Annotated in this window: 17 protein-coding genes; all 17 read right to left on the bottom strand. The window is 37.9% G+C overall.

The genetic code is table 11. The annotated features are described in order from the left end of the window. Positions 1-6: 6 nt before the first annotated feature. The 17 genes from FE785_RS02425 to FE785_RS02345 are packed head-to-tail and all read right to left on the bottom strand — an operon-like array spanning position 7 to position 14400. The gene (locus tag FE785_RS02425; RefSeq protein WP_238696314.1) at positions 7-1188 is read right to left on the bottom strand and encodes a DegT/DnrJ/EryC1/StrS family aminotransferase; all 1182 of its coding nucleotides are present in this window, start codon (positions 1186-1188) and stop codon (positions 7-9) included. Positions 1189-1200: 12 nt separating this feature from the next. Then, positions 1201-1824: an acetyltransferase gene (locus FE785_RS02420; protein ID WP_138564058.1), complete on the bottom strand. Its 624-nt coding sequence runs from the start codon at positions 1822-1824 to the stop codon at positions 1201-1203. Next, entirely contained in the window at positions 1821-2420 is a 600-nt protein-coding gene (locus FE785_RS02415; RefSeq protein ID WP_138564056.1) for a sugar transferase, read from the bottom strand. The genes FE785_RS02420 and FE785_RS02415 overlap by 4 nt, the downstream gene beginning before the upstream one ends. Beyond that, positions 2417-3550, bottom strand: coding sequence for a glycosyltransferase family 4 protein (locus FE785_RS02410; RefSeq protein ID WP_138564054.1), 1134 nt, complete (start codon positions 3548-3550; stop codon positions 2417-2419). Before FE785_RS02410 ends, FE785_RS02415 begins: the two co-directional genes overlap by 4 nt. Before the next feature lie 42 nt (positions 3551-3592). Beyond that, the gene (locus FE785_RS02405) at positions 3593-4573 is read right to left on the bottom strand and encodes an NAD-dependent epimerase/dehydratase family protein (protein ID WP_138564052.1); all 981 of its coding nucleotides are present in this window, start codon (positions 4571-4573) and stop codon (positions 3593-3595) included. 4 nt (positions 4574-4577) lie between these two features. After that, positions 4578-5477: a glycosyltransferase family 2 protein gene (locus FE785_RS02400; RefSeq protein WP_168188894.1), complete on the bottom strand. Its 900-nt coding sequence runs from the start codon at positions 5475-5477 to the stop codon at positions 4578-4580. After that, a complete protein-coding gene (locus tag FE785_RS02395; protein WP_138564048.1) occupies positions 5470-6732 on the bottom strand; it encodes an O-antigen translocase in 1263 nt (420 codons plus the stop codon). Before FE785_RS02395 ends, FE785_RS02400 begins: the two co-directional genes overlap by 8 nt. After that, positions 6729-7841, bottom strand: a complete 1113-nt coding sequence (locus FE785_RS02390) for a DegT/DnrJ/EryC1/StrS family aminotransferase (RefSeq protein ID WP_138564046.1) — start codon at positions 7839-7841, stop codon at positions 6729-6731. The genes FE785_RS02395 and FE785_RS02390 overlap by 4 nt, the downstream gene beginning before the upstream one ends. After that, on the bottom strand, positions 7838-8785 hold the full coding sequence (locus tag FE785_RS02385; protein ID WP_202978316.1) for a GNAT family N-acetyltransferase: 948 nt from the start codon (positions 8783-8785) through the stop codon (positions 7838-7840). Before FE785_RS02385 ends, FE785_RS02390 begins: the two co-directional genes overlap by 4 nt. Next, entirely contained in the window at positions 8782-9714 is a 933-nt protein-coding gene (locus tag FE785_RS02380) for a glycoside hydrolase family protein (protein ID WP_138564044.1), read from the bottom strand. Before FE785_RS02380 ends, FE785_RS02385 begins: the two co-directional genes overlap by 4 nt. Continuing rightward, on the bottom strand, positions 9711-10391 hold the full coding sequence (locus tag FE785_RS02375) for an acetyltransferase (protein WP_138564042.1): 681 nt from the start codon (positions 10389-10391) through the stop codon (positions 9711-9713). Before FE785_RS02375 ends, FE785_RS02380 begins: the two co-directional genes overlap by 4 nt. Further along, positions 10378-10785, bottom strand: a complete 408-nt coding sequence (locus FE785_RS02370; RefSeq protein WP_138564040.1) for a sugar 3,4-ketoisomerase — start codon at positions 10783-10785, stop codon at positions 10378-10380. Before FE785_RS02370 ends, FE785_RS02375 begins: the two co-directional genes overlap by 14 nt. Next, entirely contained in the window at positions 10782-11654 is an 873-nt protein-coding gene (gene rfbA, locus FE785_RS02365) for a glucose-1-phosphate thymidylyltransferase RfbA (protein ID WP_138564038.1), read from the bottom strand. Before rfbA ends, FE785_RS02370 begins: the two co-directional genes overlap by 4 nt. Before the next feature lie 15 nt (positions 11655-11669). Then, the gene (gene rfbB / locus FE785_RS02360) at positions 11670-12767 is read right to left on the bottom strand and encodes a dTDP-glucose 4,6-dehydratase (RefSeq protein ID WP_138564036.1); all 1098 of its coding nucleotides are present in this window, start codon (positions 12765-12767) and stop codon (positions 11670-11672) included. 7 nt (positions 12768-12774) lie between these two features. Beyond that, positions 12775-13662 (bottom strand): dTDP-4-dehydrorhamnose reductase, encoded by an 888-nt coding sequence (rfbD, locus tag FE785_RS02355; protein ID WP_138564034.1) that lies wholly within the window; start codon positions 13660-13662, stop codon positions 12775-12777. Continuing rightward, positions 13652-14215, bottom strand: a complete 564-nt coding sequence (gene rfbC, locus FE785_RS02350; RefSeq protein ID WP_138564032.1) for a dTDP-4-dehydrorhamnose 3,5-epimerase — start codon at positions 14213-14215, stop codon at positions 13652-13654. The genes rfbD and rfbC overlap by 11 nt, the downstream gene beginning before the upstream one ends. Continuing rightward, the gene (locus FE785_RS02345; protein ID WP_138564030.1) at positions 14212-14400 is read right to left on the bottom strand and encodes a sugar phosphate nucleotidyltransferase; all 189 of its coding nucleotides are present in this window, start codon (positions 14398-14400) and stop codon (positions 14212-14214) included. The genes rfbC and FE785_RS02345 overlap by 4 nt, the downstream gene beginning before the upstream one ends. Between the last annotated feature and the right edge of the window lie 613 nt (positions 14401-15013).

Genomic DNA, 15013 nt, shown 5'->3' with positions numbered 1-15013 from the left:
ATTAAATCACGATTTTTGCGCTTTCTGCATAACCATAGTCAGAGTCTCACAGGTTTTATCAATTTCTTGATTTGTTAAAGTTGGGTGTACTAGAAACATTAAAGAAGTTTCGCCAAGCTCTTTTGCGTTTGGTAACGGTTTTTCAGGTCTAAGACCGGTTTCATCAAATGCTGCTTCTAGGTAAACCTCAGAACACGAACCTGAATAACAAGGAACACCGTGTTGTGCAATCTCGTTCATTATTCTATCGCGATTCCAGCCTTCATTGAGATTCACTGGGTCAACGAAAACATAACATTTATAAGCGGCATGTTCGATCTCATGTGGAACAATAGGAACGCGTAGACCTTTTAATTTACTTGATGTGTGCCATATCTGGTTTGCATAACTAAGACGCCTTTGATTCCAATCAGGCATTCTCTTAAGCTGGATACGCCCCAATACGGCCTGCATTTCAGTCATTCGCCAATTTGTTCCGAATGACTCGTGTATCCATCGAAAACCTGGAGGATGCTTACGCTCATAAATCGCTTCCCAAGATTTCCCATGGTCTTTGTAAGCCCACATTTTTTTCCATAAAGATTCATCATTTGTCGTGACCATTCCACCTTCTCCACCAGTGGTCATGATTTTATCCTGGCAAAAACTCCAAGCACCAATATGCCCTATCGAACCAACAGACCTTCCCTTATATTTTGCACCATGAGCTTGAGCACAATCTTCAATGACATATAAACCAAACTCATTAGCAATCTCAAGCATACCATCCATGTCACATGGCCAACCTGCTAAATGAACACAAATAATAGCCTTGGTTTTAGATGAAATAACTTTTCGAACTGAATCAGGAGTAATATTTTGAGAATCGGCAGACACATCAGCAAAAATGGGGGTCGCTCCAGAATTAACTATCGATGATACCGATGCCAAAAAAGTACGTGAAGTCACGATGACCTCATCACCTACACCTACCTTCAAAGCAATCAACGCCAAGTCTAAAGCAACGGTTCCATTAGCAACAGCTACGGCATATTCTGTACCACACCAACCGGCAAATTCTTTTTCAAACTCACGGCACTCATTTCCAGTCCAATAGTTAACTTTATTTGATAATAAAACCTTCTGGACAGCATCAGCCTCTTCCTGAGTATAAGAGGGCCAAGGAGAGAATTGCGTATTTAACATCATTTAAACCAAAAATTAATTTTCAATATTCTTTGCAGGAACGCCTACAACGGTTTGTTCATCCTGAATATCTTTAACAACTGCAGCACCAGCCCCAACAATTACACTATCACCTAGCCGCACATCATGTCTAACCGATGCTCCAATACCAATCCAAGAATGCATGCCAACTTGTGCAGCACCAGCAAGATGAACCCCTGGACTCAGATGAACACCATCAGAAATAACACAATCATGGTCAATCGTAGCGGCAGTATTAACAATGCAACCCTTACCTATTTGTACAAAAGGGTTAACTACTGCGTTTGCCATAACAACTGAACCGTCTTCAATAGAAGAATATTTGCTAATCACCGAATTCGGGTGAACAAGTACAGGGATCCTTGCTCCAAGCACACTTAACCCATTGAGTTTTTCAAGACGAACTTTGTTATTACCAATCGCAACAAAGCAACCTGAATATTTATCTATGTCAGCACAGAGCGCTTTATAATCTCCTAATACAGGCCATTGTTCATGCACTGATCTTTGTGAGGGATAGCAATCATCAAAAAAAACGACTTGCCAACCATTAAGTTCCGCAATTTCTGCTACAACGCCGCCATGACCACCCGCACCCAAAACAGCTAAGCTTTTCACTTCTTACTACCCTTGAATTTTGGCATAGTCGCGTCACCCTGCGCAGATACACCTTCTCTAACAAAAACCTTCTTAATCGTAATCAAAAGAATCTTCAAATCCAGCCAGAAGTTTCTATTATCTACATACCAAACATCCAATTTAAATTTATCCTCCCAGGAAATAGTATTTCTACCATTTACTTGAGCCCAACCAGTTATTCCTGGCAATGCATCATGCCGCCTTGCCTGCTCTTCGGTATATAAATCAATGTATTCCATAAGTAGAGGCCTAGGGCCTACCAAGCTCATTTCGCCTTTCAATACATTTATTAATTCTGGAAGTTCATCGAGGCTAGTAGAACGCAAGAAACGGCCAAATTTACCCAATCGCTGATCATCAGGAAGTAATTGCCCTGCCTCATCGCGGGTATCACTCATACTTCTAAACTTAATCATTTTAAATGGCTTAGCATTCAAACCAGGTCGGGTTTGAATAAAAAACACAGGTGAGCCGATCTTAACTCTAATTAATAAAGCAATTCCAACAAACACTGGCAAAACTACAGGCAAACTTATCAACACCAGACACAAATCAAAAATTCTTTTAGTATTCATTTATAAGCCAAAAATAATGAGTTTACATAATCCAAAAAAAGCCCCGAAATTCTGTCTTGAGAAAAGTTATTTTGAACTCTGAGTAATGCATTTCTTCCAAGTTCAATTCTTAAATCATCATTTAGCAGCAATACTTCAAGCTTAGTCCGCAAATCGTCAACATCTCCAGCCTCATGCATCAAACCTGTCACATTTTCCTCCACAGCGTCCGTTAATCCGTAAATCCTGGAAACTACACTAGGCAAACCAACGCTGGCCGCTTCAATCACACTGCTACCAAATCCTTCTCTATAACTCGGTAAACAGAAAACATCTGCGACACTCAACCAACTTTCCGGCGTTGAAGTATGACCTACAAAATGAACTTTTAAGTTTTTATTTCTCGAAAAATCCACAGAAGATTCGATATTCCCCTCGTCTGGCCCAACTAAAACCAAATGGATATTCACAAGCTTATCAAGAGACTTGAATGCGGAAATCAAATCATAAACACCTTTATCTCTATTCAAACGTCCCAAGAAAAGAATTACTTTATCTTTCGGCCCAATACTTAACTTTTCTCTTAGAGCTTTACGTTGCTCAGTATTGAATACAAATCTAGAAATATTCACCCCACTGATAGATCCGTCTCCAAGAGTAATCGCTTTTCCTGGCTTAACCACACATTCGCTTTCGAGAAAATTCAACTGGGATTGGCTATCAACTAATTGATGAGTCGTACAAGCGGCAATCAACTTATCAAGAGTTTTTAACAATGTTCTCTTAAAACCTTTTTGAGTAACCCATACCTGCCCAGTAAACCAATGCAGACGAATCGGAACTCGGCAAAAACAAGATGCCAAGGAACCCAACAGTCCAGCCTTTGGAGTCACAGACAAAACTAAATCAAACCTTTTCTTCCTCAAAAATTTAAATAACGCAAATAATGCTTTTAAATCAGATAATATCGCTATATCTCTTTGTATCGCAATTGATTGAAGCTTAACATTATCTGGAATACCGACTAATTGTTCTTCTATCGAATTTCCAACTATCGTTACATCAAAATTTTTCGATAAATAAAGGATATGATTTATCAAGAAAGCATTGATAGTTGAAGGTACTGCTACAACAATGCAAATAGAGGCCATAAAATCTAATTCCTAAGAAAGCAAAACTTTAAGCTTAATAAGCTAACTATATATTTTTCCTAAATCATTCTTAATTGTTTTTTGAGCTTTAAAGCCTAGTTCTTTTGATATTTTTTCGTGAGAAAAAAATACCTTAGATGTCAAATAATCCACTCGTGAGTTATTTAAAGGGAACGGTACACCCAATGTATTAATCACACTTAAGCAAAATATTACTACTGATTTAGGAATAACCAATCTCGGGACCTTTACACCAAAATAATTTGCAAAAGAGCAAATCAACTCTAACTGCGTTGTATCATCAGACACAATGTAGACTCTACCTTTAGCGATTGGATGTTCTATTGCTAAACTAACCGCTAATGCAACATCATCTACATGAATGTAATTAGCTATAGCTTTTTTGTCTCCAATAAAAAAGAATTTTTTGCTACGAACAAAGTTACCTAAATTCCTCAAGGATTCATTGGGCATTCCCGGGCCATAAATGATAGTTGGACGCAGTATAGTGTAACTCACAGAGCCATTTTCTATATCTAACGCGCGAATATAATCATCTGCTTTCTTTTTGGTTTTTTCATAAAGATTAGAAGGCTCTTCAATGGCATCTTCTTTGATAGTCAAAACTTTTCCATTTGAGTTTTCTACCGCGCCATAACACCCAACGCTGCTTATGTGAATTAAGTGAGCAGGACGATCAAGCTTAATAAGGGCAACAACAACTTTTTCGACCAACCCAAAATTTTTAGCCTCCATTAAGCTTTCATCTTTCAACTCACCAACGCAATTAATGACAACATCATAACCTGACAACAAATCAACAAAATCCACTGTTGCATCAAGTAAATCACATTCTAAGTAGTTGACAGATAGATTCTTTTGCTTGTTTCTAGTGACAACAGTAATTTGGTAGTCAGTGTCTGACAGATTTAGTGCATGAACAACACTTTTTCCTAGGAACCCGTTGCCCCCCAAAACCAAGACTTTTGAATGATTGTGCTTTAAAGAGTTATCAACCGTCATAAAATTACAATGCTCTTAATTTTGATTTAGGTAGAAAGAACTTAATCCAAAAAACATAAAAACGTCGATGACGGATAAGGGATGGATGTTTTTTTAATGCATTCCAAAAAACCTTAAGTGCTTTGCGACGACTTAACTTAATTAATTCTCCAGCGTAAATTATCTTACTAATAGAGACTGCTAACTCATAAAGAGGATGCTGTTTATAACTTGCTAATATTAACAACTTTGAGCGCCACATCGCTTCAGCTTGTTTAGAAAAGTTATTTTCATGTCTACGGTACTGGCTAAAAACTTGAGGAACTGACTTTAATTTGAGTCCGGCACTAGAAGCTTTTAACCACATATACCAATCATCAACAGCAATATTATCTTCATAGCCACCTATGGACAAAACCCTATCCAGTCTATACATCAAAGTGACTGAAGGAAGAAAATAGTCCTGCAATATAAAATCGTTAAACTCATACACCCTTTCAGGAACATTATAGGTTTTTAATACTAACGATGAATCATCTATAACCTGCATTCCACCAAAAAGCATATCAATATAGGGATTAGCCTCCATGACATTTACTTGTTGCTCTACTTTATTCGGTAAAAAAACATCATCAGATGCCAAGCTTGTAAAATACTTACCTTTAGATCTATTTAGCCCTTCGTTAAGAGTCGCACTAAGGCCCTTATTTGCTCTTGCGATTAGTTGAAAATTTACAAACCTAGACTCACATTGCTCAAGCATTTCATTAATAACATCTACAGAGTTATCTAAAGAACCATCATCAATAATAATGAGTTCTATGTTTTTATAACTTTGATTAATTACACTCACGATAGCCTCTTTTATGAAGCCCCCATGATTATATGACGGAATTAATACGCTTACTAAAGGTGAACTAGGCATGAGATCTTCCATTCAAAATATACTTGTGAACATAAAAACTAACATATACAAGATACAAGAAATAATTGATAGCAAAAGCGACAGTTAAACCGTATATTCCAGCCAGATCAAAACCCAGAATACTAAGTAACACCAGTGAACAACTAAATACTATTTCACTTGTAATCAATGCTTTAGTTTTTGCCTTTGCCAACATCAAAAATGCAAAAAACCAGGCTGAAACCCTAATAACATCTCCCGTTAGCTGCCAAAATAAAAAATCGCCAATGACTAAAAAATCATCACTAAATAAAATCCAAATAATCCAGTCCCTTAAAAAGTAAACAGACACGGCTGCCAAAATTGAAAGAGGCAAAAATAATGCTAAACCAGAATACAATTCTTTTTGTAGAGCATTAGTTTCCTTACAAGCAGAAAACTTTGGCAAAAAATAAGTACTCAATGTTGTTGTAACAACCAGTAGAAATGTACTCGAAAGATACCAAACTGCTTGCCAATACCCTGCAACGTCAAGACCAGAATGAGATGAAACATACTCTCGAATTAAAACCTGAATGAGGGGGGCTGTTACAGCGCTTACACCGGCAATCAAAGCAAATGCAAGTAGCTTTTTTGAGATATTTATATCCCAAAACACCATTTCCGTTTGGGGAAATAAAGCTTTGCTACGTACCATAAAAAACACAAGCACAATAAAAACAAGCGCTTGAAAAGTCACCAGAGCGATTAAAATCCCTTCCAACCCTAAAGCAAATGATAAAACACTAACAAACAATAATGAAAAAATACTTTGACTAACTTGAATTAAAGCCCACTGTTTAATTTGATTTAATCCATTAAGAATAGACAAAATTAAATTATTTGAAACAATCAATATAAGGCTAAAAGATAAAATCTTGAAAAGATAGGACAACTCAACTGCTTTCAGTAAATACGAAGCTAACCAGTCAGAAAATATAAAACAGCAAAAACTAACAAGCACGGTGCTAATCAAGCTAAGTGTTGCGGAAACACCAAAAAATCTTCCTAAATACTTAGGAGACTCCTTATATTCAGCAGTAAATTTTGTTACGCCATTATTTAAAGCCGATTGAGAAAGAACACTAAGAACCTGAATAATATTTTGGAACTGTGCCAAAACGGCTAACCCTGAAGGCCCTGCATAAACAGCTACTAACTTATTAATAACCAAAGCCGTAACTAATTTTGATAGTGTTACCGCAAAGCTTAGTACAGATGTTTTAATAAGAGTCATTTGAAGTCATTTATTACCCGAATAACCGAGTTTATTTGTTCATTCGTCATAACCGGGCTAATTGGTAAACTCAGAATTTTCTGACTTAACTCTTCTGTCGAAATAAGATCAACGTCAAATAGATCAAAATATGCTTTTTGCTGATGCGCCGGAATAGGATAATGAATCAACGTTTGAACCCCATTCTCGCTCAAAAACTGCTGTAACTCATCTCGTCGATCGGTTTGAATCACAAATAAATGAAAAACATGGTTAGACAAATCCTTCACATCTAATGCTTTTATAGGCAGCTTAATTAATGGATTCTTAATACTAGAGGTATATTGAACAGCAACTTTACGTCTTTGCTCAATCTCATTATCTAGGTGTCTCAACTTAACTCTTAAGAATCCAGCCTGAATTTCATCTAACCTGCTGTTTACCCCTTGATATAGATTTTCATACTTTTTATGACTGCCATAGTTACCTAACGTACGAATAACATCAGCTAACTCATCATCATTTGTTGTTACAGCCCCCGCGTCCCCCAAGGCTCCTAAATTTTTTCCCGGATAAAAACTAAAACCAGAGGCATCGCCAAGATTTCCAGATTTTTGGCCATTAAGTTCAGCGCCGTGTGCCTGCGCAGAATCCTCTATTACCAATAAATTGTACTTTTCCGCAATTGCATTAATTGCAGCCATGTCAGCAAGCTGCCCATAAAGATGAACTGCTAAAATAACCTTGGTATCTTTGGTAATCGCTTGTTCAATCAAGTCAGGATCAAGATTGAATGTGTCTACATTGGGCTCAACAAGAATTGGCTTCAGATTATTTTCGGTGATGGCTAAAATGCTCGCAATATATGTATTTGCAGGAACAATGATCTCGTCGCCATCTCTGAGCTTTCCAAGCTCTTTATAGGCTCTCAAAATCAAAACCAATGCATCTAAACCATTCGCAACACCAATACAATGTTTAGTGCCACAATAATCAGCAAACTCGCTTTCAAAAGCGGTTACCTGTGAACCTTGCACATACCAACCAGAGTCAATTACATTTGTAGCGACTTGAATGAGTTCTTCTCTATATTGCGCATTAACGCCTTGTAAATCTAAAAATGGAATCATACTAACTTAATCTCATAAAAGTCATGAACTTGACCTCGAGCCCCAAACCCTTCTTTCTGTGAAATGAGACCTTTATTCAAGAATCGCCCATCACTTTCTGTTGAAATACCAAAATCAAAATATTTCTTATCTTTGTAGACATCTTTGATTAAGAAATCAATTACCAAATCCAAAGCGCCAAGTTCCCTACCTTTGTCGTTGCTGGCCAAGTATTGTGCGTGCGCGACTGTCTGAGTTTCATAAATAACAGTTCCAGCTAAAATCTCACCATTTAGCCTCGCCGAAAAACACTTAATATTATCTGGGAATATAGACTTAAGATGATTGATCTCTTCAAGACTATGAACTGGCTGAACACCATGCTGTTTTTTTAAAACCTCATTTAGAACATTCCAGAAACTGGCAAAATCTGTATCTAATTGCACTTCTATATTGTTTTTCTTCGCCTTTTTAACTTTTCTCTTTCTCATGTCTTGAAAAGGTATAGGGTTAAGCAGATCAATACACACACTTAAATCTCGTCTAATGAGCTCAGCATTAAACAAAAATAATGAATACAAATCCTCTTGGGCAGAATATAAGTGATAAAAATCTGGAGTTCTTTTATAGATTAAGGAAACAGCTGTACTAGAAGACTTCAAAAACTCAATCAACGCTAAAAATATGTCATGGACTATTTCAGCGGTTGCTTTGAAAGATAAGATCAAACCACCAAAACTTAGCCCCTGATGCGAATATACAATTTCGCCTTTAATATTAGCAGGCATAACGGCAATTAATCTTTTCTTTTCATCGAAAAACATTAAAGAGTAATCGTCAAAGCGATCTGCATGATACTCCATATAGTCACGATAAAACATGAAATGTCCATTCTTGGAAGATTGAATTAAATCATCCCAAAGACTTTTCTTTTCAGAACAATATTGCTCAACCGTTATCTTCATTTGGAAACTTCTTCAAATAATTCAGCATAGCCAAACCCCGTTTCTCCATTATTATTGCCGTTGTAAAACATAAACGTTTTACCATTTGCTTCAATAATACTTGGGTAACAAATCATTTCGGAATCCCACCCATGTTCAGAGACATCAAACGGAGGGGTATCGACTCTCTCCCATTCAATACCATCTTCAGATACTGCATAATCAATCCGGTAGAGTTTTTCTTTATATCGTGTCGAATAGTACATGTGATATTTATTGTTCATTTTGAAAACCCAGGGTCTAGCCACCGCAAACTCTCCCCTTTCAGCCATAGGGCTCAAACAAGCCGTGTCTCTCATTTCCCATGATTTTGCATCTAATGATTCAGCATACCCTATGTGATAATCCATAAAAGGCTTACCATCAACCTCAATCCACTTGGTAGCAAACCAATGCCACATTTTGTATATTCCATCTTCATAGATTACGCATGGAGCACCTTGTGAAATATGACGGGAGCAGCTCCTTGGCAATATTGGAGCTTGGCAGTATCGTTGAAAATTGCTCAAATCCTGTGACTGAGCCAATCCGGCAAACAACATATATGGAGTTTTTACTGTTCGCTGAAAACCTACAGTATATAAATTAAAACAGTTGTCTTGACCCTCTTTGATAATGCAGGACGGAACCACACCGCAATCGTCAAAAGTTCCAGGTTCACCCAAGTCTAGTATATAACTGTCGTGTTCATATAAAACTTCAGACGGATTATCTGCACAAACATCTAAATAGGAGATACGCCCATAGTTCTGATTATCCGTTGTGCCAAAGAAAATTCTTATGACATTAGAACTCTCTATATAAACTGGCGTGGGCAATATCGCATACTTCTGATTCCAGTCATGGTTTTTTCTGGGGCTATAGATAAGCCCTTTTTTTTCCCACTTCATGACTCTTTAATCCTGAATAATCTATGTGTATTAACTTTAGACAACTCGGTTTGTTGTTCCTGATAGAAGCTTTTGGCAATTGTATTTTTTTGTATCAATGCCGCAGCTCCAATAAAGTTATCCGATTCTATTGATACATTGTCTTCAAGTGTGCAGTTCACACCTAAAAAGCTATTTTCACCAATCTCACAAAATCCTGAAATAACACAATGAGATGAGATAAAACAATGATCGTGAATGACTGTTCTATGTCCAATGTGGTTACCACTCCACAAAGTTACATTATGACCAATACGCACAAACGGCTGCAGAGTGTTATCTTCTAAAATAAAACAATTTTCGCCAATTTCAACATTATGCCAAACAAACGCTTTACTACTTATATAGCTTGCAAACTTGTAACCCATGGCTTTATATCTTAGGTACATATCCGCTCGAATACGATTTAACTTGCCTGAGCTGATCGCAACAAACAATTCACAAGACTCTGGTTTGAAATTTTCCTCCAACTTTTCAAGTGAGAAGACAGGGAGTTGATAAAGTGTATCTTCTTGGATAAATGCACTTTCAACAGCAAAGCCAATCACATTGTAATCACTATCATGAGTAAAATACTCATAGGCAAGCATCGCCGTTTCACCTGCACCAATAATAATCAACTCTTTACTCTTGTTCATATACCAACTCCAGAAACTCTTGATAATTTCTTATATAGTCAGATTCGTCATACTTCTCACTGGCCAAGACTAACAACACACAATCATCACTAAAATCATGCATTTCACGCCAAACCAATCCTTCTACAACCAAGCCGTTCTTAGGGCTATTAAGTACAATTGAATCTCTACAAAAACCGTCATCCAGAATAAATTGGCAGCTTCCTTTTACACATACAACTAATTGTTTTAAGTTTTTATGTGCATGAAAACCACGAGAGACATTCTTTTTTGTATCAAACAAATAATAAATTCGCTTAATTTCAAACGGAACAGTATTTTCTTCTTCGAGAACAACTAGCCCTCCCCTCTCATCACAGAAAGCAGGTAAATCAATTAGCTTAATCAAACTCATTCTTTGCTTACCAACAAGTCTGATAAATACTGTCCATAGCTATTTTTAGACAGCTCTGAAGCAGTTCTTGCAACCTCATCCTTTGTGAGCCACCCATTACGCAACGCAATCTCTTCTAAACATGCAATTTTATAGCCTTGACGCTTTTCTATAGTTTCAACAAACAGGGCGGCCTCAAGCAAACTTTCATGAGTTCCAGTATCTAACCACGCAAAGCCTCTGCCTAAAAGCTCTACATTCAGTTTCCCACTATCCAAATACATTTGGTTGATAGTGGTAATTTCAAGCTCTCCGCGATCTGATGGTTTGACTTGCTTAGCCATTTCTACGACATCATTGTCGTAGAAATATAACCCCGTTACAGCATAATTTGATTTTGGTTTGACAGGCTTTTCTTCAATCGAAACAGCTTTATAATTTGAATCAAATTCAACAACACCGAATCGTTCAGGATCTTTCACCTGATAACCAAATACGGTAGCGCCAGATTGCCTTTCTGCTGCACGTTTCACAATAGGAGTAAAGCCCTGACCCCAAAAAATATTATCCCCTAACACAAGACAGACACTATCTTTTCCAATAAACTCTTCACCAATAATAAATGCTTGAGCTAAACCATCTGGCGAAGGCTGAACTGCGTATGACAAATTAATACCAAACTCAGCCCCATCGCCCAACATTCTCTTAAAACTAGCCTGGTCGTCGGGAGTTGTTATAACCAAAACATCTTGAATTCCAGCCAACATCAGCACCGAAAGTGGATAATAAATCATCGGTTTGTCGTAAATTGGCAAAAGCTGTTTGGACACACCTTTTGTAATAGGATAAAGTCGTGTGCCAGAGCCTCCAGCTAAAATAATACCTTTCATAATTTTTCTTTTTTCTTATTGGACTGTGCCTAGACGCTGACGATGATATGAACCATCCTGTACGCGCTGACACCAATCGATGTTATCTAAATACCAATTGACGGTTTTTCGGATACCAGACTCAAAAGTCTCTTCAGGAGTCCAGCCTAATTCTTGTTTTATCTTCGTGGCATCAATTGCATATCGCATATCATGCCCGGGACGATCAGAAACAAATTTAATCTGAGCTTCATAAGAACTAGACTTCGGTCTCAATTCATCCAAAATATGGCAAATTGCTTTTACCACATCAATATTCCTTTTCTCGTTATGACCGCCAATATTGTATGTTTCGCCGATTTTTCCCTCTGTAGCCACCAATACTAACGCTCTTGCATGATCCTCAACATATAACCAATCACGAATTTGATTACCCACACCATAGACGGGCAATTCTTTTCCATCAAGTGCATTTAGGATAATTAAAGGGATTAACTTTTCCGGAAAGTGGTAAGGCCCGTAATTATTTGAACAATTAGTTACTATCACAGGCAATGCATATGTCTTATACCAAGCTCTTACCAAGTGATCTGATGATGCTTTTGAAGCGGAATAAGGTGAGCTAGGAGCGTATGCCGTAGTTTCAGTAAACAGAGGCAATTCTGATGATTCATCTTCGATTTCATCCGGATGCTGCAGATCACCATAGACTTCATCCGTTGAGATATGATGGAAACGAAAGTCAGTTTTTTTATCATCGGCAAGCTGACACCAATAGGCACGTGCCTGTTCAAGCAAAGTATAGGTACCAACAATATTGGTTTGAATGAATTCCCCCGGCCCGTCAATCGAACGGTCAACATGAGATTCGGCGGCCAGGTGCATCACAATATCCGGTTGATGTTCATTGAATACACGTTTTAGTTCGGAAGCATCACAGATATCCACTTGTTCAAAAGTATAGCGAACACTGTCGTTGACTGATTTAAGCGATTCGAGATTACCGGCATAGGTAAGTTTATCGACATTTACCACGGAATGTGATGTGTCATTGATCAGGTGACGTACCACAGCAGAGCCAATAAAACCGGCTCCACCAGTGACAAGAATGGTTTTAGAAGTAGTTGATGACATTTTTTTCTTACTTTTTTAATTCTGTTAAGCAGTGCATCAGCGAATCGCGCCAATACGGGATTGCCATCCCAAAGTCTGCTTTGATTTTGGCTTTATTCATTAGACTATAATGTGGGCGTTTTGCAGGCGTATGATAATCTTTAGTTTCAATGGGTGTCACTAGACAATCGGCTTTACTTATTTCAAAAATGGCTTTCGCGAAATCATACCAGCTACAGACACCTTCATTAGAATAATGATAGATCGAGTTATGTTCGAGTATTTCCGCTTTCTTGACCATTTGCAAAATCGTCTTCGCTAAATCCCTCGCATAAGTCGGACTTCCAACTTGATCAAAGATAACATTAAGGCTGTCACGTTCAGCTCCCAAGCGAAGCATGGTTTTAACAAAGTTACTTCCGAACTCAGAGTAAACCCAACTGGTGCGAAGAATAGCCCCTTTGGGGTTGACCGTTTGAATAGCCTGTTCACCATTTAACTTGGTGACCCCATAAATACCTTGTGGGGCGACTGGGTCGGATTCGCCATATGGATGGCAACTTTTTCCATCAAATACATAGTCGGTACTAATATGCATAAGAAAACTGTTTTTTTGCTTGGCTATTTCAGCAAGTTGCTTCACTGCAAGATGGTTAATTTTATCGGCAAGCTCAACCTCTGACTCCGCTTTGTCCACCGCTGTATAGGCAGCACAATTGATGATTATATCAAACCTTTGATTTTGGAAAAAAGCGTCAATGGATTGTGAATCACTTAAATCCATCTCATCACGCCCAACATAAGTAAAAGCGTATTCGGAATAGTCTTTTTGATTGTTTGTAGCAATAGCATGAAGGGATTTGCCTAACTGTCCATTTTTTCCCGTGACTAGAACCAGTTTAACCTTATTTGCCATATTCAAAGCCGCCATCTAAATTGGACAGATTCGGTTGTTTTTTGTCTTTTTCAGAAAGCTTCAATTCGTCTGCTGATAATTGCCAATCAATTTGTAATGTGGGGTCATTGAACGCTAAACCTCGATCGCACTCAGGTGAGTAGTAGCTATCAACTTTATAGGCAAAAATAGCGGAATCACTCAGCACCACAAAACCATGGGCAAAACCTTGAGGAATAAACAACTGTTGTTTATTTTCCGCACTAAGCTCTACGGCGACATGTTGCCCGAATGTCGGACTACCCATTCTGATATCAACAGCCACATCTAGCACTCTGCCGTCAATAACCCGTACAAGTTTGCTTTGTGCAAAAGGTGGTAATTGATAATGCAATCCGCGTAGCACCCCTTTAATTGATTTGGATTCGTTGTCTTGACAAAAGTCCACTTTATAGCCAATCGCTTCTTCAAACTTATCCTGACGAAACGTTTCAACAAAATAGCCTCGATCATCGCCCCAAACTTTGGGTTGCACTAAGATCACGTCAGGAATAGATTGAGGAATGAAATTCATAATGCGCGCGCCTTCTCTTCTGAAGTGGTGATAATCGAAACTTCCTTAATACCTGACAACATCAAAACAGCTTGCGGATAATAGATCATCGGTTTATCGCAACTTGGAACAAATTGTTTCGATAGGCCGCGAGTGAACGGATAGAATCGAGTTCTGGAAACACCAGTTTGAATAATTCCTTTCAATTTGAAACCCTTTTTTCAAAACACACCAAATAACAATATAAAAAATAATACCCAGACTTCTCTTAGGCATCTTCTTAGTTGCCAGATTTTTTTAACACACCTTTTAACGCCAATCTAGTCCCGTTATCAGTGGCAAACCAACTTTCGACTTCCTTTGATACCATTTTTTCTTTATCAACACAAAGCGCTTTATGCAGCCCTTAAAGCCCTAAGTTATAACAGAATTGTATTCATAATCTGTCGATACCGTATCAAAGCGACATCATCCCATCATGCAGAGCCAATCGATCACTGCATTCCAATTGCAAATTAGAAACTGCTTAAATGTTAAAAGAGCACCCCATTGAAACACATAGGTTCAATCCGGCCCAGCAGTTACAAACCGACAACTCTAACCAACGGATATTTTTTTGTTTTGAGATTACGAAAAATCATTTTTATAGATTAAGGAACAAGAATTGAAAACAATAACACAACATCTTCCTTTTGAAATCCACAAGCCATCATTCTGGCGTAATCAATTTAGCAAACTTTCTCGACTAATCTCCATCGGTGCATTTAATCAAGGCGGTGTGATAGCACAACGACTGCAACAGAAAAGCCACCCCCTCTA

Origin of the sequence: Thiomicrorhabdus sediminis, assembly GCF_005885815.1 — a bacterium.
Lineage (GTDB): Bacteria > Pseudomonadota > Gammaproteobacteria > Thiomicrospirales > Thiomicrospiraceae > Thiomicrorhabdus > Thiomicrorhabdus sediminis.
Note: the sequence above shows the minus strand (reverse complement) of the source record. Positions and strands in the feature narration are given on the sequence as shown.